Here is a 21574-nt window from a genome sequence, read left to right as displayed (position 1 = left end):
GTTTGAAAGCGTTTTCTTTGCTTCGTTTCTTTGTCGCTTTGGACAAAGAAATGACGTGCCGCCACGCACAGTGGCTAACAATGATAAAGAGAAAATCTGACTCTCGTAGACCACTAAGGCCGAAAGCACCAACCCGGCACCAAACCCGGCCGCCCGACCACTAACCCCAAAACCTAACCCGTCGACCCTGCCCCGTCCCCCCCAAAAACCCCTGAACAGTGCGAACGAAACCCCTAAAGTCGATCGCCGCTAGTTTCATCAAAGAGCGAAACGCGCTTCCCGTCAATTGAAAACCCGGTGATTTCGTCAACCACCACGGTCGCCGTATCCTGCGCAATCGACGCAATCTGAGCGCCATGATAATCGAGCCAAATTACCCGATGATTTCCCATCGGTTCAACCAGCGACACTGTTCCGCGATGCCTGAACGCAGGATCGATGGAAACATCCTCGGGACGCACCCCGAGCACGCACGGCTGCTTCTCCGGCGGTGACTGCAGAAACGGATACGCGGTGACATCGATATCAACATGCTCATTGCGAAATCGCACTCCACCGACCTCGCGATGCAACGCGCCCTTCAGGAGGTTCATCCCCGGCGAGCCAAGGAACGTCGCCACGAACAGATTATTCGGATGCGCATACACCTCGGCGGGCGTGCCGATCTGCTGAATTACCCCACCGCGCATGACCGCCATGCGAGTCGCCAGCGTCATCGCTTCAACCTGGTCGTGGGTCACGTAGATCATGGTTGCGCCGAGACGCTTATGCAGTTGCTTCAACTCGCGCCTGAGTTCCGTGCGCAGCTTGGCATCAAGGTTGGAGAGCGGTTCGTCGAAGAGAAACACGTCCGCTTCACGCACGATCGCCCGGCCGATTGCCACGCGCTGACGCTGCCCGCCCGACAACTGCGCGGGCCGACGTTTGAGCAATGGCCCAAGCTGCAACATCTCGGCCGCTCGCGTGACGCGCCGCTCGATCTCGGCTTTAGGCGTACCCGCTATACGCAAACCAAACGAGAGATTACGCTCGACGTTCATGGTCGGATACAGCGCGTAAGACTGGAACACGAGCGCGATACCGCGATCTTTCGGATCGGCCCACGTCATATCCTGACCACCGATTTCGATGCTGCCGCCGCTTACATCGATCAACCCCGCAATGCTGTGCAGCAACGTGGATTTACCGCACCCCGAAGGGCCCAGCAAAACGAGGAACTCCCCCGGTTCGACCTCAAGATCGAGCGACTCGATGATCTTATTGGAGCCCAGCTGGATCTCCAGGTCGCGGATTGAAACGTTCGACATGACTGTAGACATGAATGAGCCCTGGACTAACCCTTGACCGCACCGGAAGCAATGCCGCGTACGAACCAGCGACCCGAAACGAAGTAGATGACAAGCGGCACCATGGACGTCAGGATGGTCGCCGCCATGTTGACGTTGTAAAGGCGCTCGCCCGTCGTCGTGTTGATAATATTGTTCAGTTGTACTGTCATCGGCAGGTTCTTCGTACCCGCGAAAACAAGGCCCAGAATGAAGTCGTTCCAGATTCCGGTGACCTGCATGATGACGGCGACGACGATGATCGGCGTGGACATGGGCACCATCAATTGCAGGAAGATGCGCCAGAAACCGCCGCCATCCACGCGCGCCGCCTGGAAGAGTTCATGCGGCAGCGCTACATAATAATTGCGGAACAACAGGGTCATCACGGGCATGCCGAAGATCGTGTGGATCAGCACAATGCCGGGCAACGAGCTGAATAAATGCACCGTTGCGAGCACGCGCACGAGCGGATAGACCATCACCTGGACGGGGATGAACGCGCCCACGAGCAAGATCGCGAACAATGTAGTAGCGCCGCGCGGTTTCCAGTAAGACAACGCGTAGCCGTTCACCGCACCCACCAGAATGGACAGGACCGTACTCGGCACGACAATGCGCACCGAGTTCCAGAAGCCGACCTGAATGCCCTGGCAATCCAGTCCCGTGCACGCCGATTGCCACGCCACACGCCAAGCATCGAGCGTGAAATGCATCGGCAACGATAAGATATTGCCGAGACGAATTTCCGTCATCGGCTTGAACGACGTGACGAGCATCACGTACAACGGCAGCAGGAAAAACAAGGCCGAAGTCAGCAGGAACGCGTACACGCCCAAGCGCGCGGGCGTGAAGCGCGATCTGCGTTTTAACGGGTGACGTGGCGCGTTCATCGGGAATCCCTGAGCCGCAATGCACGGCTACGAATATAAAAGACCGGCGCCAGGATCGCGAGCACGGTCACTAGAAGAACGATCGACGCCGCCGACGCCAACCCGAGATTCGCGCGTCCGAACAGATAGTCCATGATGAACTTCGCGGGCACTTCGCTGGCCGTGCCAGGACCGCCTTGCGTCATGGCGACCACCGCGTCGTAGAGTTTGATCACCATCACGAACAGCAGGATAAAGGCCGTTGATATGGACGCGCCGAGCATGGGGATGACGATGCTGACGTAGACACGCCAGCGCGGAATGCCATCTATGCGCGCCGCCTTCCAGATCTCTTCATCAATGCCGCGCAAACCCGCAAGCAACAACGCCATCACAAGCCCCGACGCTTGCCAAACAGTTGCAATCACCAGCGTGTAGATCACGCGATCCTGATCGACGATCCAGTCGAAGCGTGCGTGTGTAAAACCGATCCTGTGCAGCACTTCCTGAATGCCCAGTTCCGGATTCAAGATCCACTGCCAGACAAGACCCGTTGCGACGAACGACATGGCGTACGGATACAGGAAGACCGTGCGCAGCGCGCCCTCCGCCATCACCTTCTGGTCGATAAACACCGCCAGCAGCAACCCGATCGCGAGGCATATGACGATGAACAAAACCCCGTAGATCACGATGTTTTGCAGCGACAACATCCACCGGTCGTTATTAAAAAGCCGCACGTATTGCGACACGCCCGCAAAACTATTCGACGCGAACGTGCGTGAGTTCGTGAACGACGTGCGCAAGCTCCATAACATCGTGCCGAGGTAAGCGAACACGACCGTGAGCGCCATCGGCAACAACGCAATGTATGCGGCCAGCGCAAACCGCTTCCTCAGCGGCTTGCGCTTCGCGTGGCTAGCCGGAGCGCGTAGAGTCTTGTCGGCGGACGTCACCGCCATCAGCTCTTCAACCCGCTGGCGAAGGCCTTTTGTGCGTCCTCCACCGACTGGTTCTTGTTCCAGAAGTTGGTGATGACATCCTGCAACGCGCCATTGATATCAGGTGGCGTCAGCATTTCCGGATTCGGCAACTGCCGCGACTTGTCCTTCATGATCGCGATGCCTTCCTTCGCGCACATGTCGAGACTCGAATCGTCGATGTCCGAGCGAATCGGAATCGATCCCTTCTTCGCACTAAACGCGACCTGCGCAGCAGGCGATGTCATGACCGTCGCCAGCAGTTTTTGCGCCTTGATTGCGTTAGGATCGTCGGTCTTCGGGAAGACGAATGCATCGCCTGCGACCAGATACGGTGAATGCGGACCGAAGCCCGGGAAGCAGCCGAAGTCCTTGCCCGCCGTTTGATTGGCTGCGGAGAACTCGCCCTTCGCCCAGTCGCCCATGATCTGCACGCCGGCCTTGCCGGAGATCACCAGCGCGGTCGCGTCGTTCCAGTTGCGGCCCGGCGAGCCCGGATCAATATAGTTATGCAGGCGCTTGAACTGCGTCAGTACCTTCTTGAACGCATCGGATTTGACCGCGTTCACATCGCGATCGCGATATACCTTCAAATAAAGGTCCGGGCCGCCGACATCGGCGAACACGGCGTCGAAGGTAATCTTCTCCTGCCAAGCCTGACCACCGAGCGCAAGCGGAATCACGCCTGCCGCTTTCAACTTGTCGAGATCCGCGATGAACTCATCGTAGTTGGCCGGTTCCTTCGTGATGCCGGCCTTCTGGAACGCCGGCTTCGAATAGAAGAACCATGCCGGCATGTGAATGTCCACGGGCGCCGCGTAGTAATGCCCGTTCGACTTGATGCTTTCAATGATCGACGGCGGGAAGATCTTGTCCCAGTTTTCCTTGGCCGCTACATCGTCCACGTTGTTCAGCAAGCCCTGGTCGATGATGTCGTGGAATTGCTTCGACGTATTGAACTGCGCGGCGGTCGGCGGGTCCCCACCCATGATGCGGTTGATTGCGGTGGAACGCGCCTGATCCGCACCGGCCACGGCCTGGTCGATCCACAAACCGCCGGCCTTGTTATAGGCATCGGCGAACTGTTTGATGGCCGCTGACTCGCCGCCCGATGTCCACCAGTGGATCACGGTCGCCTTCAACGGATCCGCGTGCGCCGCGCTTATCGTCGCAACGGCTGCAATAACGCTGACGACCAGTTTCTTCATGCTGTTCATTGAGTCTCCTCCAGGCTATGTCTTCCATTTGGCCCCGTCATTCATGGGGTCCAATGGCTTTGGCAATGAAAAACGAACTGCGGGTCAGGCTCGGGTATTGGCCTCAGCGTTGCGTTCCTCGAGGAACTTCGCAATCAGCTCGGCGCTATGTTTCATCGTGCGTTTCTGCGTCTTGTAGTCGACATGAAACACGCCGAAACGACGTTCATAACCGAAGGCCCATTCGAAGTTATCCATCAGCGACCAGATGAAATATCCGCGTATATCCACACCGGCTTTGATCGCGCTATCCACGGCAGCGAGATGGCGTTTGAGGAACGAGATGCGCTGCGGATCATCGACACGTCCGTCGACTACTTTGTCATCCGACGCCATGCCGTTTTCAGTGATATAGATCGGCGGCAATGACGGATACGTCTTGTTGAATCCGATCAGCAGGTCGCGCAGGCCATCGGGATGAATCTCCCAGCCCATCTGCGTGCGCTCGACGTCCGGCAACGGCACTTCAGTGAACCCATGCGCACCGTCGCTCTTCACATTCGTACGGAAGTAATAGTTGATGCCGAGGAAGTCGAGCGGCGTGCCGATGGTCTCCATATCGCCGTCGAGCACCAACGGCTCGGTGCCCGGCCACAGTTCGAAAAGGTCCTTGGGATAGGCCTTTTTCAACAGCGGGTCGAGTATCCACGCGTTGTGCTGGACTTCAAAAAGATGCGCGGCGCGTGCGTCGGCTTCGCTATTCGTATCGGCGGTACCGCGGCCCACATTTGCGACAATGCCCTTGAGCGACGCGGGATCGTTGGCGCGCAGTACCGGCACGGCGGTACCGTGTGCGAGCAGCAGGTGATGCATGGCCTGGGTCGCATAGCGGTCGTTCGCGAGCCCCGGCGCATGATGGCCGTTGCCGTAGCCGAGGTACGCGGAGCACCAGGGTTCGTTGAGCGTAGCCCAGGCATCGACCTGACCGCTGAGTTCGCGGCTCATCAGGTCGGCGTAATCGGCGAAGCGATACACAACGTCGCGGTTCAGCCAGCCGCCCCGATCTTCCAGATACTGCGGCAAGTCCCAGTGATAAAGCGTGACAAACGTCTTGAGGCCCTTCTCTTTCAGCCGCCCGATCAGGCGCTTATAAAAGTCGATGCCCTTCCGGTTCGGGCGCCCCGCTTCATCCATCACGCGCGGCCACGCAATGGATAGCCTGTACGCATCGACATTAAGCGTGGAAAGCAGGTCGAGGTCCGATTCCCACCGATGATAGTGATCGCAAGCCACCTCGCCGGTGTCACCCGCCAGCACTTTGCCGGGCGTGGCCGAGAACGTGTCCCAGATCGACGGCAGCCGGCCGTCTTCGTTGACGGCGCCTTCGATCTGATAGGAGGCGGTTGCTGCGCCGAGTAGAAAGTCGCGTCGCCAGAGGGCTGAATCGGACGGCGGGGAGAATGGATCGCTGGAGACAACGGATGCGTCGAGTGCCACGAGGACTCCTGTTGAGCGGTGGAGTGGAAGCGCTTCCACAAGTGCCTGCGAACGATAGCAGCGCCGAATTGACGGGGACAATCCGGGTTTATATGGAGAGGGTTTGGGGTGCGGGAAAGGACGCGATCGTCGCGGGGGTGGCGGGGGTGGCGGCGACGAGTCGAGAAAGGTGGGACGCTACGATCCCGGAGCCGGGTACTTATACCGGCGGACTACGTTCACACCGCCTCACCCACAGGTATCCGTGCCACAAAACAAGTCCCTGTCTGCGCCGATGAACTCACGGACAACGTGCCGCCGTGCGCGTGGACAATCTGCGAGCAAATGTAGAGTCCCAAGCCGAGGCCACCGCCCGGCTGACTGGTTGCCGGCCGCCAATACGGTTCGAAGACTTTCTCCAGGTCGTGCAGCGCGATCGGCGCGCCCAGATTGGAGACGGAGATCGCAAGCTCGCCGGCGTCGATGGACACCTCGACCCGCACCGGTTGATCCGGAGCGCCATGCGTCAACGCATTAGCCAGCAGGTTGGACAGCAGTTGCTGTATGCGCCCGCGGTCGCAATAAACGCAACCGTCCACCGCGGTCTGCTCCAGGACGACGCGTTCCGGATTCGCGTCGCGCAGTTCCGTGACCACATGGCGCAGCGCGTCGGTGAGATCGTCAACCGGAGCCAGCGACACGCCGATACCCGCGCCCAACCGGCCGCGGGCGAAATCGAGTACGTCGTCGATCAGGCGCGACATGCGCCGCGTCGTCGCCCGCAACCGCGTGCCAATGGTCACCAGTTCCGGTTCGCTGCTGCGTCGCGCCAGCCATTCCGCGGTTGCGCCCACGGCGGCGAGCGGATTGCGCAGATCGTGGCCGAGCACGGCGATGAACTGCTCGCGCAACTCGGCGGTCGTCCGCTCGTCGAGGAGCGCGGCTTCGGTCGCCGAGCGCTCGTTCTCGCTCTCCAGTTGCAGCGCGATCAGTTCTGCGAAGAGCGTGAACATGGTGAGCGTTCGTGCATCCGAGATCATGGCCGGACGCGGATCGATTGCACACAGGTTGCCGAAATAATCCCCGTTCGGGAGAATGATCGGCACCGAGATATAACTCTCGATGTTGTAAATGCGGGGCGTATGGTGTTCGCGATAGACCGGATCGGTGCTCGCATGGTCGATAACAACCGGCCGGCGCATGGCGCGGGACTCGCTGCACAGCGTGGTGTGGACGTCGAGTTGACCGCCGGGCAATAGCCCGAACTGAATGTCGTCCTGCACGGCACAGGCGGTCCATGTTCCCTCGGTGACGCGCGCCACCGCCGCGAAACCCAGGCCAGTGTTGCTGCAGATCACGCGCAGCATGGACGGAACGGCGCCGATCCGGCCGATGATGGCCACGTCGCGAGCAATGGCTTCGTCGCTGTCATCCATGGCAGCCTGCAGAACTCCGTAAACGGGATTCAAATTCTACCTCTCGGTGCTCGATATTTTTTGTGCGGTGCTGCGCTCAATTGTACGGGTCTGGTTGCTCGCGCCAAGGGTTTTAAAAACGGCCGCCTGTTGCGAGCCCTGGCGATTGTGATCTTCTGGATTGCATACAGCGTACCGCGATGCCAAGATGCGCTGTCGCCATCGACCAACTGGCGCAGGCATCGAGCCTGGGGCGGCTGGTGCCTTCCTGTTAAACCTTACAAAGAAAAACAATGACCGGAGCAGTGCTTTCAAAATCGCCAACAGGCATTTCGGGCTTCGACGACGTCACTCTCGGCGGCTTGCCAGCTGGCCGTCCGACCCTGATGTGCGGCGCGGCAGGATGCGGCAAGACCCTGTTCGCCATGACGTTCCTCGTGGAAGGCGTGCTGAAGTATGGTGAACCTGGCGTGCTGGTGAGTTTCGAGGAATCGGCGGAGGACCTGGCCGCGAACGTGGCGTCGCTGGGTTACGACGTGATGTCGCTCATCGAGCAGAAGAAACTCGCCATCGATTACGTCAAGATCGACCCGGCGGGAATCGAAGACACCGGCGAATACGACCTTGAAGGCCTGTTCGTGCGGCTCGACTACGCCATCAAGAGCGTGAACGCAAAACGCGTCGTGCTCGACACCCTCGAAGCCCTGTTCGCCAGTTTCCCCGATGTCGTCTTGCTGCGCGCCGAGTTGCGGCGCCTCTTTGACTGGCTGAAGGAACGCGGCGTGACTGCCATCGTGACGGCGGAGCGGGGAACCGGCGATTCGGGCCAGTTGACGCGGCACGGCATTGAAGAATACGTGTCCGACTGCGTGATCCTGCTCGACAACCGGGTCGAAAACCAGGTCACCACGCGGCGCCTGAGGATCGTTAAATATCGCGGCTCGGCGCATGGGACCAACGAATACCCGTTTCTTATCGATACCACCGGCATCAGCGTCCTCCCCATTACATCGGCCGGCCTGTCGCACCTGACGTCGAGCGACGTCATCTCCACGGGCATCACCGATCTCGACGCCATGTTGGGCGTGGGGGGGTATTTTGTCGGCTCCAGCGTACTGGTGTCGGGGCTGGCGGGAACGGGCAAAACCACCTTTGCCGCTAAATTCGTCGAGACCCGCTGCGCACTCGGCGAACGCACGCTGTGGTTCGCCTTTGAAGAGTCACCCGAACAGATCGTGCGCAACATGCGCTCGGTAGGCGTGGATCTTGCGCACTGTCTGGGCGGCACGCTCAGGATCGAATCGGCGCGGCCCAGTTTCTTCGGGCTGGAAATGCATTTGGCGCGGATGGTCCGCGACATCGACCTGTTCAAGCCGACCGCCGTGGTGATCGACCCGATTTCGTCGCTGCGTGGCGCGGAATCCGAAGTGCATGCAACGCTGTTACGACTTGTCGATTTCCTCAAATCGCGCGGTATCACGGCACTTTTTACCAGTCTCAGCACCACCGACCAGGCGTCCAGCATCAATGACCGCAGCATTTCCTCGCTGATGGATACCTGGATTTCGCTATCGCATATTGAAACGAACGGCGAGCGCAACCGGCTTGTCTACGTGCTGAAATCGCGCGGCATGGATCACTCGAACCAGGTCCGCGAATATCAGATCAGCAATGGGGGAATCGCCATGGTGCCGGCATATATAGGCGCGGGCGGCGTGCTGACAGGTTCCGCGCGGCTCGCGCAGGAAGCGCAGGAACGCGACGAATCCGCCGCGCGCGACGAGCTTGTGATGCAAAAGAAACGCGAGCTTGCGCGGCGGCGCAAAGCGGTCGAGCAGCAGGTCGCGGAACTGCAGTCGGCGCTCGACGCGGAAGCGTCGGAACTCGATGCGTTAGTCGAGCAAAGTGACGAACACAAGCGCCTGCAGGAAGCCGACCGGACCCGGATGGCGCAACTGCGGCGAACCAAAGAATGACTGAACACGACTCGCCTTCGCCAGCGCAATTTGAACCGGACGCCGCCGGAACGCCCGGCGCTTGCTTGTATTCGCTGCGCTTGTATATAGCGGGGGAAACGCCGAAATCGTTGGCAGCCATCCGCAATCTCCGCGCGCTCTGCGCCATGCACCTTGCCGGCGAGTATTCGATTGAAGTCATCGATCTGCGCGTCAACCCGCAATTGGCCGCCGCCGACCAGATTCTCGCGATACCGACCGTGGTCCGGCATCTGCCCGCGCCGCTCAGGAAAGTAATCGGCGATTTGTCCGATACCGAGCGCGTGCTCGTCGGCCTCGATATCCAGACGAGGGCCGGTTCGTGAGCGCCCTGCCCGTCGAAGCCTATGGTGGAGGGGGCGGAGACGGTCCACCGCCTCCGCCACCCTCGGACATGCTCGTGCTGCGCCTGTACGTAACGGGGAACACGCAACGCTCAACGCGTGCCGTGGACAACGCGCGGCGTTTGCTGGAAACCTATGCGGCGGGCCGCTTCGAGCTTGAAGTGATCGATATCTACCTGCATCCGGAAGCCGCGATCGCCGCTCAGATCATTGCCGCGCCGACGCTGGTCAAGCTGCGTCCCGGGCCGTTGCGAAGGGTGATCGGCGACCTGTCGGATTCAAACAAGGTGTTGGCCGCGCTTGGCGTGATGGTGTCGAACGTAGCCGGCAGTGCATCCTTAAGCGCGTCCCCGGGCGCGGCCATCAAACCTTGACGCGTATGTCCGATCAATTCCGCTCCACTTCACTCGAAACCGCGACTATCGAAGAGCTGCGCGAGCGGCTGCGCGAGGCGGAAGATACGCTCGACGCTATCCGCAGCGGCGCGGTGGATGCCGTGGTGGTCGGCAGCGACGATGACCGCCGCATCTACACGCTCGAGAGCGCGGACCGGCCCTACCGCGTGCTCGTGGAGCAGATGCAGGAAGGCGCGGTGATGCTCTCCGCCGACGGCACCATTCTCTACGCCAACGAACGTGCCGGGCAGTTGCTCGGCGCCCAGGTCGAGCATGTGGTGGGCTACGCGTTCAGCGCTTTTGTGCTCGATGGCCAGCACGCGCGTCTGCAGGAACTGATCCGAGAAAGCGCTACCGGCACTGCCCGGGATGAACTCACCGTGTTGTCGGCCGGCGGAGAAACCCCCGTCTATTGCAGCTTCAAGGCGCTTGAAGCCGAGCGCGATCAGGACCGCCTGATCTGCGGCGTGATCTCCGATCTCTCGCAGCAACGGCAGATGGAAGCCCGCCTGCACCAGGCTCAAAAAATGGAGGCGGTCGGTCAGTTGACCGGCGGCCTGGCCCACGATTTCAACAACCTGCTGCAGGCTATTCACGGCAATCTGGAACTCGTGAAGCGCTCGCCGTCCGACCCCGAGCGCGTGCTGCGCTGGACCGGCAACGCCATGCGGGCCGTCAACCGCGGCGCCAAGCTCACCGCGCAATTGCTGGCGTTTTCGCGCTCGCAGAAACTCGAATTGAAACCCGTCGGGCTGGCGCAACTCGTGCACGGCATGGCCGATCTGTTCGACCGCACGCTGGGTCCCGGGATCGACCTGCGGCTGGAACTCGGCGACGACAACGCCCTGGTCGTGGCGGACGCGACCCAACTCGAACTCGCCTTGCTCAACCTCGCCATCAACGCACGGGACGCGATGCCGACGGGCGGCGTGCTGCGCATCAGCACGGTAGCGTGGACGATTACGGACGATGCCGATCTCGCCGATGGCGATTACGTGGAATTGAGTGTCGACGATACCGGCACCGGCATGCCCGCCGATGTCGCGGCCCGGGCATTCGAGCCGTTTTTTACCACCAAGGAACTGGGCGCGGGAACCGGTCTTGGTCTCGCCCAGGTGTACGGAATCTGCCAGCAGGCGGGCGGCCATGCGCGGATCGAGAGCAGTCCGCGTGGCACCCGCGTCTCCTTGTTTCTGCGACGTTCGCCCGCGTTAGCCGCCGCACCGGACCCGTCGTCGGCGGCTGTCGTCAATGTGAGTGAGCTGAGTGCGCCACGGATCCTGGTCGTCGACGACGATCCTGATGTTCGGACGTTCATGGTCGAAACGCTGGTCGCGCTGGGGTATCGGGTGGACTCGGCGGCAGGCGGGCGGGCGGCGCTCCACATGATGGCAAGTGATCCACCTGACTTGCTGGTGCTGGACTTCGCGATGCCGCATCTTGATGGCGCGACGGTGGCCAAACTGGCGCGGTCCCAGGGTCTGCACATGCCCATTGTTTTCGCGAGCGGTTACGCGGACAGCTCCGCCCTCGACGCCGCCATGGGCAACAATATCTCGTTGCTTCGGAAACCGTTTTCGATCGGGAATTTGTCCGCGGTCGTTGCGGCGGCGCTGGCGTGAGGCGTGGATGTTAAATCGGCGGTAGTCCTACTGGACCACCGCCCGGGCGGACAAAAGAGTTTTAGCAACAGCGTTGAAACTTGAAAAGCAGACATCGAAAGTCGGTTTATCTTTTGCAAACAGCAGCGGAGCGAGCCGCTGGTCGAAATTCTTCCGCAGCCCGTCATCCGTAGCAGCACGCACCAGAGTGCGACGAAGGATCGCGTAAGGGGCGGCGTCAAAATCAGGGTTCTGTCCTTCGAATTCCTTGACGTCTTCCAACACCAGGGCTTCGAACACTTCTCCAGCTTTGTCGACCGCCTCGGGCAAAGATGTATTGATACGCCACACGTCATAGATATGGCGAACCAATGCTGTATCGAAATCACCGCGTTGATAACCATCCCAATACCAAGCGCAGCGCCTTAATAAAGAAAGAACTTTTTCAGCAAGTGTTTCCGCGATTGAAATGCAGGGCACTTGCACGCGCTCGACTGACTCGCGGCCAATAAACCGGTCGACCAGATAACCAAAGTCCAGCATTTGCTGGTTGAGTTTTGGATGACGGTGTATGAGTTCAACCTTCAACTGAGGCCTTAACACACCCGAGATATCCATAAACTCGGGGCCGTAGTCGACCGCCAGGCAGTAATAGCGCCGATTGTCGCGCGAGACTGGATTGCTCTCCTCCTCAACAACCGTGAGCGTGAAGCCAATCGATTCAAGTTGAGCGCACACCTTTGTCTGGATATCACCAAGCCGTGCCCTGTCCGACTGGCCCTTGGGTAGCGCGTATCCACTCGGCACTTCCCCAAGTACGATCTTGATATCGATGTCTTCGGACATACGCTCGATCAGCCCATGCGCCTTGGAAAGGCAGGTGCCCCCAGCGAAGACGAGTTGGCTTGTTATCTCCAGCGTACCCGGACGCGGGTCGCCCTTTTTCTGGCTGATTTTGTGGGCCGTATGCACAACCTTGATTCGCGACAGTTCCCTTAGCGCGTCAGTGATGTGAACATCCTTTTCCGCCACTGCAGCCGGCAAATTTCCCAGCAAGTCGGCAGTCGCAGCTTGCTCTATGTCAGACTTCCACTCGCTTGTGATCGTTCTCATACTTTACCGTTCGGCGTCCGACCTGGATTTTGCGGCGGATGCGACGCTTTCCCGTGTTGACGATGCTATCCATCGGGATTTGGGTCGACCGCCCATTGTTATATTCGCGGGCCAACCATCCCGGGGTGATCTCAACGCCGAGCTTGCGGAAGGTTTCTGCAGCAATGACTTCGAATGTTGCCGCGGGAGTTGGCGTGCCGGTAAATTTGTTGATTTGAGTTTTCGCGAATACCCCTTTGCTGACGCGGACAAGCTTGCCGTCACTAACCAGCTTCGACAACACGCGTCCAACATGGGCAGGACTTCCCAAGGGGGCGACCTCAGAGCGAAGTATGACGGGCCCCTTCCTTTGTGAAATTGAACGAACGATTCGGTCTTCCAGCTTCATGGCTCCCCTCCATCGCGTCGCTATCCCTTTAGTCACTCTAGCACACAAATTAGGCCAAGTCCTTTCTAACAGGGGCTTTGGGACCGCACGAACTGCTCAAAATAGAGTTCACTGCGCGCTCGCCGCTCGGTCGATCGCTCTTGCGGTCAGCGCGATGACGGGGCACTTGCTCCGCCGGAAAGTGATGAGTCCGCGAAGCACCACTCCTGACAGAAACTGGCAGTAACAACGCTTACGATGGGTTCGACTTCAGCAGCGGCAGTCAATCAGTGAATTGCTGACTCGTTGCTGGATTCCCGGCTGCGCACCGCGGCTAATTCCCATCGACCCTGAGCGAGCGAACACCATGACCGATCCCAACTTCATCATCCTGTACGTCGACAACCCTGCGACCAGCGCCGATTTTTATGCGGGCTTGCTCGGCAAGACACCCGTCGAAACTTCTCCGACGTTCGCCATGTTCGTCCTGGATTCGGGTCTCAAGCTGGGATTGTGGTCAAAGCATACGGTCGAACCCGCGTCGGCTTCAGCGGGAGGCGGTGGCGGCGAACTCGGGTTCCCCGTGAAAAACAGCGACGCCGTGCACAGTCTCTTCGCTGATTGGGTCAAGCGCGGCCTGGAGATCATCCAACGTCCGACGGAAATGGATTTTGGCTTTACCTTCGTCGCGCTGGACCCCGACGGTCATCGGCTGCGCGTTTTTGCGCCTTCCGAGCGATAAGAACGACGGCGCGCGACGAGCGCATTTCTAACATATGGCCGGCAGCTACCACCTGCTCGAAGGCGTGATTGCTCTGGCCGCTTTAGTTGCTTTGGCGGCCATGCGCATGGGCTGATCGGTTTCGTCGAAGGGGCTGTCTCCCCGGCGCCGCGTGTGTTCGAGTTCTTCTGCCAACCGTTGCGCTTCCCAATCGCGTTGCCACGCCTCGGCCTGTTGGCGGCGTTCGATTGCGTGCCGCGCTTCGTCCTCGTGATCGACCCAGGCAGCGAAGATCGAAAATGCGCGGTCTATCGCTTCATATTTTTCGACGGGACCCGTCACCGAAAATAACAGGCGATCACCCTGGCCCGGGTGTTTCCAGTACACGCCAATTGCACGTTCGCCAGCCAGCGTCGTGGTCTCGCCGGTATCGGACGACGGTATTGCCCTCTCACCCGTCCATCGTGCTGCCGAAGCGCCAGACACCGTGCCGAAGCTGCCCGCTTTTGACTCAGGTTCAGGCTCAGGTTCGATCGTCAGCGCCCGGAACGGCCAATCGAAGCGGCCCGAGCGCAAGCGTTGAAACTCGCCGGGAGCGTCGGTCGAAACGAATCGCTTCGCCACCTTGTTGACCGTGAGCGTCCGCGACGCGAGATGCAAGGTGAAATCGACTCCGCCGCCGGCTACCCGAATCCGGCCCTCATCCTCGCGAATCTCGGCGTCGCATTGCGCCGACGCATACGACGACCGCTTGCTTTCGCGATACCCATGCAGCCAGAGCGCCGCGATCACGGCAAGCGACAGTGCAACCTGGATCCCCGATGGTGGCGTCGACGTGAGACCCACATAAAACGCGACAACTGCCGCGCCGCACACACCCATCTTGACGATACGGCCGAACAAGGTTTCGGCGTGGAACAAAGCAAACAGCCACATGAGTTTTCCCGATGTCACATTTTTCTTGGTGTAGGTCGAACACGCGGCGGGCTTGATGTCGGTGACATCGACCGTGAGGCGCGTTTTGCCTCGAAGCGTCTTGATGACGCTTTCTCTCTCAGGTCCGCGATCCTGTGCTTTTCAGCGTTCAAGCGTGGTCACGCCTGAATCCGGCGGAACGGGCATTAAGGTCCGCAACTGCCTGCGCGTGCCTGCTCTCTGCGTCGGATGACCGATGCGGTTTTGGGGACCCATAACCCTGCACAGTCACAGCCTTCGCGTCGGGCGGTATGGATTTGTTGTCGGAGCCGTAGCGGTCTGTCAGCGGCGCTTGTCGTGACCACCCAAGGGCGAGTGCGTCCAACGGGCAAGGCGCCTGCCACACGCGCCGAGAAATAATCGGCCTCATTCTCTTCGCCTCGGCCTTTGCTCAGCACGGCTCACGATGCCTGCGTACGCGCCACGCAATGATGCCCTCGACGTACGCTGCCGCCCTCTCATTCCGTCCGCTCTTTCCGCCCATTTTGTTCAGCGCATCGGGGAAATGTTTATCTGCGTTTACATGCGTTTACGGGTGCTTACGGCCACTTACATCTCCTTTACACACTCAGGCGCCCAAGCTGCGGATCGTCGCGGCGGTCCTGAACCCAACACCGCGCGCGTCGCGAAAACGGCTGCTGTCGTCGGCCGCTAAAGTCGCGCCAATCTGCGCCCCGGCCGCGCGCCTCTTGCGGGCTTCTGTCGGCGTGCAACGGAAACGCTCCTTGAAAGCGCGGTTGAACGTGGATTCGCTCATGAAGCCGACCGCGCAGGCGATTGCACCAATGAGATCGCGCGAATGCAGCGGCGATTCGAGCCGGCGCATGGCTTCATCGAGCCGGCGCGCGCGTACATACTCCGCCACGCCGCCCATCGGTTCGAAAAGTTCATAGAGCGCGGTTCGCGATACCTTCAGGATTTCGCGCAGCCTCGCCGGACCGAGGCTCATGTCGGCCAGATTGCCTTCGATAAAACTCAGCGCCTGCGCGCGGATCACCGGCGTCAGGCGCGGATCGCCGGATTGCTCCCAGCGCTCGGCACGCCGCAGCACGCAGGCAGCGACAAAGTCCAGCGTGGCTTCGCCCGCCACGTGAGCCTGCTCGTCGTCCATCGCGCTCGCGACGCTGACCAGAGTGCGCATATGCGAAGCGATCAGCAGGCCGATAGGGTCAGCCGCCTCCCAGGACAATCCGTGCAGGCGCAATGCGCCGCCCGTGCGCCGGTCGATGGCCTGGCGTGGAATGGTGAGCGTCAGCATGGGCGCGTCGCGGGTGAAACCGACGTTTTCGACGACCAGGTCGCGCACGACGACCGACCCGAGCGACACCTGCTGGATATCGCGGCCAAAAGTCGACATCAGCGTGCCGTCGAGTAGGCAATGCACGAGGTAATGGTCAACGCCGGAGGTCGCTATCCTGCGGCGGGTGCGCTGAAATTCGACGTCTCCACCTACAACATGCGACATGAGCAGCATTGAACCTAAAGACCAGCTTTCCATCTTCGCGCGAAACGGCGCGGGTGGATCTTTCGGGCGCTGGATCTCAAACACAGCGTCGATTCCTTCGCGCCAGATTTCCTCGGCGTCATTCTCGGGGAAATCGGCACTGTCGAATCTGATGGGCGTCGACATGGCGTTACTCAGCCTCCATAACAGGTTCCGACATTATTTTCCAGATTGGCCGTGCCCGGCTTTTGGCATTACCCGACATCGCAAAGAAATTAACGGCGTTTTATCGATAAAACTTTAGCATGGGTTTAAAACGAGCTGAAGGAAACGGGGAGTTGTCGCTATATCCTTATTCGTTCTTTTTCTGGCAGGTCAAGCGGGGCAACGGTTTTACAGGCGTTGTTGTCCATCACCGCTCACGGGCCGGGCAGGATGCACATTGCTGAAAGACGATTGAATCGATAATGCGACTCGCGCGGGATTGTCTGGGTCGGTGATGGTTTTTGACGAAAGCGGTTCGCCTCTCCACGGCCAGAACTTTCATTTAACTTTCATTAAAATAAGCGACGAGGTTGTCTCCCTCGGTTGCGATTCATCAATTATTTCTACCCGCGTAATGTTTAGCAAGAACATCAACGTTTTATCGAAAATCTTTCAATTTTTCTTATGAAACTCAGCCTGTTCTTTTAGCGACCCGACATTAACGGAGAAACGGGCATTCGGTCAAAGCTGCGCCGGACGAGATGCCAGCGCACGCTTTCTTGCGATTGCGCATCGAGTTCCACCAGGAAACGCGTTTTTCCCGCGATAACCGCCCCAACCGGCAAACCATCGCGATATAGCACGCGATTACCCGGCAGCGCCGGCACTTTCTCCCCGGGCAGCAAGGTGCCGGCGAGATTCAAGGGATCGACCGCGCTGATCGCGATGAAACTGCCGTCGGCGGCCCGGTTGCGCATCGTGCGTAAAAGCGGCACGGCTTCGGGCAACGCGAACTGCTCCCCCGCCAGTCCGGCCACGAATCGGCCGCCGCGAATTTCACCGCGTGCTTCCAGCCGATGAAATACCCGCAGCAAGTCGCGCCACGGCGGCAGCCAGTCGGCTTCACGTTCGAGCAAGCGCCAAAAGATCACGCCGTATCGGCGCAACAGGGTCATCGCGACGTGCTCAAGCGAGTCAGTAGTAGTGCCGGGCGCGGCACTGAGTTCAGTGCGGCGCAGCAACGCCCAACGCCCGGCGTCATCCATCCCGCCAATGAAATGGCCTCGCCCGCCGCGCCGTGGCCGCCGGCCAACACTGTTGCGGCGTGCGGCCGGCGTGAGCAACGCGCGCAGGCCGGCGAAACTATCGGCGTTCACCAGTCCCAGCGACACCAGTTCGCCCAGCGCGGTTTCGAGTTCGGTATCCAGCAGGCGAACGTCCGAGCGCAGTTCATCGAAGAACATGGCGCCGTGTTGCGTGAGCGCGTCGAACACGAGCTGGGCACGCGACGAAGGCTCGGGTAATTGCACCGGTTGCATCAGCGGATTCCACGCAGCGAGATTTCGACGCGGCAGCAACACGATCGGCGTGGTGCGCACTGGACCGCCCGAACTGCGCGACCGCGCACCCGGACGGCTCCAGACAACCTTGCCGGAGCGGCATAGATCGTCGAGCCAGGTCATGGAATAAGCGCTCAGGCGCGCAGGCAGGATCTCGTCTTCCCACGCGACCGCGGGCGCTTCGTAGCCTTCGAGTTGTTCGATCGCGCGCATCAGCGCGTCGTGGCCGTCGCCGTGCGGATCGGCTTTCGCGTCCACGCTGAGGTGCTGCCAGTCGAACAGGAAACGCATGAAATCCTGCAACTCGACCGGCTCGATTTCGCGCCGCAAACGCCGCACGGTGTATCGATGGATACGCGCCAGCAGATGCCGTTCGCACCACTCTTCTTCCATCGCCCCCGTCGCGCCCGGCGTGAAGCGGCCTCGCATGACATAACCTTCAACTTCGAGGCGCGTCAGTGCGAGCGCTACCGACGAAACCGGCACGGCCAGAGCGCGCGCAATAACAGGCGCCGGCAGCGGACCAAAGCCGCTCAGCCGGGCGCGCACGATATCGACGAGCGCATCGTCTTCGGTCCACGCTTCGTCGAATCCGGGCAGCGGGTTCAGCGGCGGCTGCATTGATGCAACCGGATGAACCGCGCGCAAGCATGTCAGGCGTTCGACCGGCACCCATAACCCATCCGTCGATGTCACCTGCAAACGCGTCGCACGCCCGGAGGCCGCGAGCTGTTGAAGCCACGCCGGCCAGCCATCGTTGGCTTGCGACTCCGTGTCGGTGATGCACGAAAGCCCCGAGAGCGCCTCGTGCATTTCATCGGCGTTGCAAACGGTTGGCCACGCTTCTTCGCGCACGCCCGCAATAGCATCGGCATCGAGCGCACCCAGGTCATCGCTCGATTGCGGATCGGTCCAGCCTCGCGCAAGCACGGCCTGGGTGCGGCGTTCCTCGATAGGGGCATCGTCGAGAAAGGCGTAAGGACGCGCCGATAAAACCTCCGCCGCCAGCGGTGACGGCGCGGGCAAATCGCGCGTGACGAGCCGCACATTGCCGCTTTCTATGCGCCTTAACAGCGCGAGCCACGCATCGCAATCCATGGCGTCGTGCAGACAATCGTCGATCGTCTGATCGACCAGCGGATGGCGCGGCACGTCACGCTCGCCCACAACGTTTTCGACGCACGCCACCTGGTCGGGGAATACCGTCGAGAGCAAATCCTCGCTTTTCATGCGCTGCAATTGCGGCGCGACCCGGCGACCGCCCGCGTAACGCGGCAACGCAAGCGCGTTGGTCGCGTTCCAGCGCCAGCGCACGCCGAACAGCGGTGCATCGAGCAGCGCCTGGATCAGCATGTGTTCCGCGGTATTGGAATGGAGGTAACGCCAGACTTCATCGAGTGGAAAACTGTGGCTACCGGTCAGCGACAGCACGATTGCGTCCTCGGTCGCCGCAGCCTGCAATTCGAAGTTGAACGTGCGGCAAAAACGCTTGCGCAGCGCGAGGCCCCACGCACGGTTCACCCGGCTGCCGAAGGGCGCATGAATGACAAGTTGCGTGCCGCCGGAGGCATCGAAGAAACGCTCCATGACCAGCACGTCCTGCGTGGGCAAAACGGAGAGCGCGGATCGCGAGCGCGCCAGATAATCAACTATTTGACGTGCCGCTTCCTCGCCAATACCGGTTGTCTCTGCGAGCAGGAGAATCGTTTTGTCGACCGGATAATCGCTCAGCCAAGCGTCCACTTGCGCATGCAAACGCGCGATTGCCGCCGACAATTCATTGGTCCGCCCCGGCGCTTCTCCGAGCCAGAACGGAATGTTCGGCGGCTGGCCGTGCGCGTCTTCCACGCGCACTCGGCCACCCTCCACGCGCAGGATCTTGTACGACGCATTGCCGAGCTGGAACACGTCACCGGCGAGGCTTTCGACCGCGAAATCCTCGTTGACGGTGCCTATCTGCAAACCTTGCGGTTCGAGCAGCACGGCGAAATCGGCGTTGTCTGGAATCGCTCCACCCGATGTCACCGCCGTCAGCCTGCCACCCCGCCGGCCGCGCAAACTATGCGTCACCGCGTCCCGGTGCACGTAAGCCCCGCGCACGCCGCGCCGACTCGTATAGCCCTCAGCGAGCATACGAATAACTGCGTCGTACTGCGACCGATCAAGCGACCCATACGGCATCGCACGACGCACGAGTTCGAAGAGCGCGTCCTCGCTCCACTCGCGGCACGCCACTTCGGCGGCGATCTGCTGGGCGAGAACATCGAGCGGTGCTTGAGGAATATGCAGCACGTCGAGTTCACCACGCGCCACGCAATCGAGCAGCGCCGCACATTCGATGAGATCGTCGCGCGACTCAGGAAAGAGCCGCCCTTTCGGCGTACCGATTACCTGATGCCCCGAGCGCCCGACACGCTGCAGGAAACCGCCGATCGAGCCCGGCGAACCGAGTTGACAGACCAGCTCCACGTCGCCGATATCAATCCCAAGTTCGAGCGAAGCCGTTGCAATCAGCACCTGTAACTCTCCGCGCTTGAGCCGCTGCTCGGCATCCAGCCGTTGCTCTTTTGCCAGGCTGCCGTGATGGGCCGCGACGGCGGGCTTGCCGAGCCGCTCGGTGAGATGGCGCGCGACACGCTCGGCCATCCGGCGCGTGTTCACGAACACGAGCGTGGTGCGGTGCTGTGCGATCAGATCGGCAAGGCGGTCGTAGACACGCTCGCGCACATCGTTCGACATGATGGCTTCAAGCGGGATAGGCGGAAGTTCCAGCGCGAGGTCGCGCTTCCTCACATGGCCGACATCGACGATCGAACATGGGCGCTTACCCGTGAGGAATTCCGCGACAAGTTCGATCGGCTTTTGGGTCGCCGATAACCCGATCCGCACCGGCGCTTCGTGCTTATGTTCAATGCACAACGCGTCCAGGCGTTCAAGACTAAGCGCGAGATGGGCGCCGCGTTTGTTGCCGGCGACTGCATGGATTTCATCGACGATCACCGTACGCACCGTCGATAACATCGCCCGGCCGGAATCGGAACTGAGCAGCACGTAAAGCGATTCCGGCGTGGTGACGAGGATATGCGGCGGCCGCTTTTTGACCGCGTTGCGCTCTTGTTGCGTGGTGTCGCCGGTGCGCACCGCGGCGCGAATCTCGACGGGAGGAAGTCCCAGCCGCTCGAGTTCAGCCGAGATGCCGGCGAGCGGTTCCTGCAAGTTCACGCGGATATCGTTGGACAGCGCCTTGAGCGGCGACACGTAGACCACGGTCGTTTCGTTGGGCAGCGGGTGGGCGCTAGCCAGCCCTTCCCGGACCAGTTCATCGATCTCGGCCAGGAACGCAGTCAACGTCTTGCCCGAGCCGGTCGGCGCGGCCACGAGCGTTGACGTACGGGCCTTGATCAGCGGCCAGGCCCGCGCTTGCGCCTCCGTGGGCGAAGGGAAATGCCGGTTGAACCACGCCGCGACGGCCGGATGGAAGCTGTCGAGCGGATTGGAAGTCGATGATTTTGCAGCGGTCATATCGCTAGTTTATTAGCTGCGGGCAAAGCATGTTCGAGCGCGGTCCGCGCACGAGGAACGATGCGCCGCAGCCGCCCGGCGACGGTGTGTTTTTTGCTGGCGTAGCTATCGAGCGAGCACATCAATGCTTGAACGACCGGTGCGTCACTTTCAGCCAAATGATCAGATCGATCATAAAAACGATCAATTTGCGCATTTCGTGGGACGGGATTACACTTCTTTTTGACTGCTTCAATCAAACACGTGATCGATTCGAGCATTGAACTCGGATTCGCTCGTCAAACAGGAGA

At 60.5% G+C, this 21574-nt stretch carries 17 protein-coding genes; 5 read left to right on the top strand and 12 right to left on the bottom strand.

Annotated features, from left to right (window positions below; translation table 11 throughout):
• Window positions 1-233: 233 nt before the first annotated feature.
• The 6 genes from GSQ93_RS05595 to GSQ93_RS05570 form a co-directional block, all read right to left on the bottom strand.
• On the bottom strand, window positions 234-1319 hold the full coding sequence (locus GSQ93_RS05595; RefSeq protein ID WP_158934595.1) for an ABC transporter ATP-binding protein: 1086 nt from the start codon (window positions 1317-1319) through the stop codon (window positions 234-236).
• A gap of 14 nt (window positions 1320-1333) precedes the next feature.
• A complete protein-coding gene (locus GSQ93_RS05590; protein ID WP_158934594.1) occupies window positions 1334-2218 on the bottom strand; it encodes a carbohydrate ABC transporter permease in 885 nt (294 codons plus the stop codon).
• Entirely contained in the window at window positions 2215-3159 is a 945-nt protein-coding gene (locus GSQ93_RS05585; protein WP_158934593.1) for a carbohydrate ABC transporter permease, read from the bottom strand. Before GSQ93_RS05585 ends, GSQ93_RS05590 begins: the two co-directional genes overlap by 4 nt.
• Complete coding sequence (locus GSQ93_RS05580) at window positions 3159-4394, bottom strand: ABC transporter substrate-binding protein (RefSeq protein WP_158934592.1); 1236 nt, start codon at window positions 4392-4394, stop codon at window positions 3159-3161. Before GSQ93_RS05580 ends, GSQ93_RS05585 begins: the two co-directional genes overlap by 1 nt.
• Window positions 4395-4478: 84 nt before the next feature.
• Window positions 4479-5870, bottom strand: coding sequence for a GH1 family beta-glucosidase (locus GSQ93_RS05575; protein WP_158934591.1), 1392 nt, complete (start codon window positions 5868-5870; stop codon window positions 4479-4481).
• Window positions 5871-6088: 218 nt separating this feature from the next.
• A complete protein-coding gene (locus GSQ93_RS05570; protein ID WP_158934590.1) occupies window positions 6089-7285 on the bottom strand; it encodes a GAF domain-containing sensor histidine kinase in 1197 nt (398 codons plus the stop codon).
• 272 nt (window positions 7286-7557) lie between these two features.
• Here GSQ93_RS05570 and kaiC point away from each other — a divergent pair, with 272 nt between their 5' ends.
• From kaiC to GSQ93_RS05550, 4 genes are read left to right on the top strand one after another with little or no spacing between them, the layout of a single operon-like run.
• On the top strand, window positions 7558-9240 hold the full coding sequence (gene kaiC, locus GSQ93_RS05565; protein ID WP_158934589.1) for a circadian clock protein KaiC: 1683 nt from the start codon (window positions 7558-7560) through the stop codon (window positions 9238-9240).
• Window positions 9237-9584 (top strand): circadian clock KaiB family protein, encoded by a 348-nt coding sequence (locus tag GSQ93_RS05560; protein WP_158934588.1) that lies wholly within the window; start codon window positions 9237-9239, stop codon window positions 9582-9584. Before kaiC ends, GSQ93_RS05560 begins: the two co-directional genes overlap by 4 nt.
• Window positions 9581-9976 carry a circadian clock KaiB family protein gene (locus GSQ93_RS05555; protein WP_216857574.1) on the top strand — a complete coding sequence of 132 codons (396 nt, stop codon included), beginning with the start codon at window positions 9581-9583 and terminating at the stop codon, window positions 9974-9976. Before GSQ93_RS05560 ends, GSQ93_RS05555 begins: the two co-directional genes overlap by 4 nt.
• Window positions 9977-9981: 5 nt before the next feature.
• Window positions 9982-11619 carry a PAS domain-containing sensor histidine kinase gene (locus tag GSQ93_RS05550; protein ID WP_158934587.1) on the top strand — a complete coding sequence of 546 codons (1638 nt, stop codon included), beginning with the start codon at window positions 9982-9984 and terminating at the stop codon, window positions 11617-11619.
• Window positions 11620-11646: 27 nt separating this feature from the next.
• Here the strand turns inward: GSQ93_RS05550 and GSQ93_RS05545 are convergent, their stop codons facing one another.
• Entirely contained in the window at window positions 11647-12711 is a 1065-nt protein-coding gene (locus GSQ93_RS05545; RefSeq protein ID WP_158934586.1) for a nucleotidyl transferase AbiEii/AbiGii toxin family protein, read from the bottom strand.
• A complete protein-coding gene (locus tag GSQ93_RS05540; protein ID WP_158934585.1) occupies window positions 12680-13099 on the bottom strand; it encodes a DUF6088 family protein in 420 nt (139 codons plus the stop codon). Before GSQ93_RS05540 ends, GSQ93_RS05545 begins: the two co-directional genes overlap by 32 nt.
• Before the next feature lie 346 nt (window positions 13100-13445).
• On the opposite strand from GSQ93_RS05540, the gene GSQ93_RS05535 reads away from it, so the two are divergent.
• Window positions 13446-13820 carry a VOC family protein gene (locus GSQ93_RS05535; RefSeq protein ID WP_158934584.1) on the top strand — a complete coding sequence of 125 codons (375 nt, stop codon included), beginning with the start codon at window positions 13446-13448 and terminating at the stop codon, window positions 13818-13820.
• 45 nt (window positions 13821-13865) lie between these two features.
• On the opposite strand, the gene GSQ93_RS05530 is transcribed toward GSQ93_RS05535, so the two are convergent.
• The 4 genes from GSQ93_RS05530 to GSQ93_RS05515 all read right to left on the bottom strand — a co-directional run bounded on the left by GSQ93_RS05530 (window position 13866) and on the right by GSQ93_RS05515 (window position 21544).
• A complete protein-coding gene (locus GSQ93_RS05530) occupies window positions 13866-14735 on the bottom strand; it encodes a hypothetical protein (RefSeq protein ID WP_158934583.1) in 870 nt (289 codons plus the stop codon).
• A 607-nt stretch (window positions 14736-15342) separates the two neighbouring features.
• Window positions 15343-16404: an AraC family transcriptional regulator gene (locus tag GSQ93_RS05525; protein ID WP_158934582.1), complete on the bottom strand. Its 1062-nt coding sequence runs from the start codon at window positions 16402-16404 to the stop codon at window positions 15343-15345.
• Window positions 16405-16907: 503 nt separating this feature from the next.
• Window positions 16908-21284, bottom strand: coding sequence for a DEAD/DEAH box helicase (locus GSQ93_RS05520; protein ID WP_158934581.1), 4377 nt, complete (start codon window positions 21282-21284; stop codon window positions 16908-16910).
• Window positions 21281-21544, bottom strand: coding sequence for a hypothetical protein (locus GSQ93_RS05515; protein WP_158934580.1), 264 nt, complete (start codon window positions 21542-21544; stop codon window positions 21281-21283). The genes GSQ93_RS05520 and GSQ93_RS05515 overlap by 4 nt, the downstream gene beginning before the upstream one ends.
• Between the last annotated feature and the right edge of the window lie 30 nt (window positions 21545-21574).

Origin of the sequence: Burkholderia sp. S171 (assembly GCF_009766085.1) — a bacterium.
GTDB lineage: Bacteria > Pseudomonadota > Gammaproteobacteria > Burkholderiales > Burkholderiaceae > Caballeronia.
The sequence above is the reverse complement of the archived record's forward strand: the minus strand, read 5'-3'. Positions and strand labels throughout refer to the sequence as shown.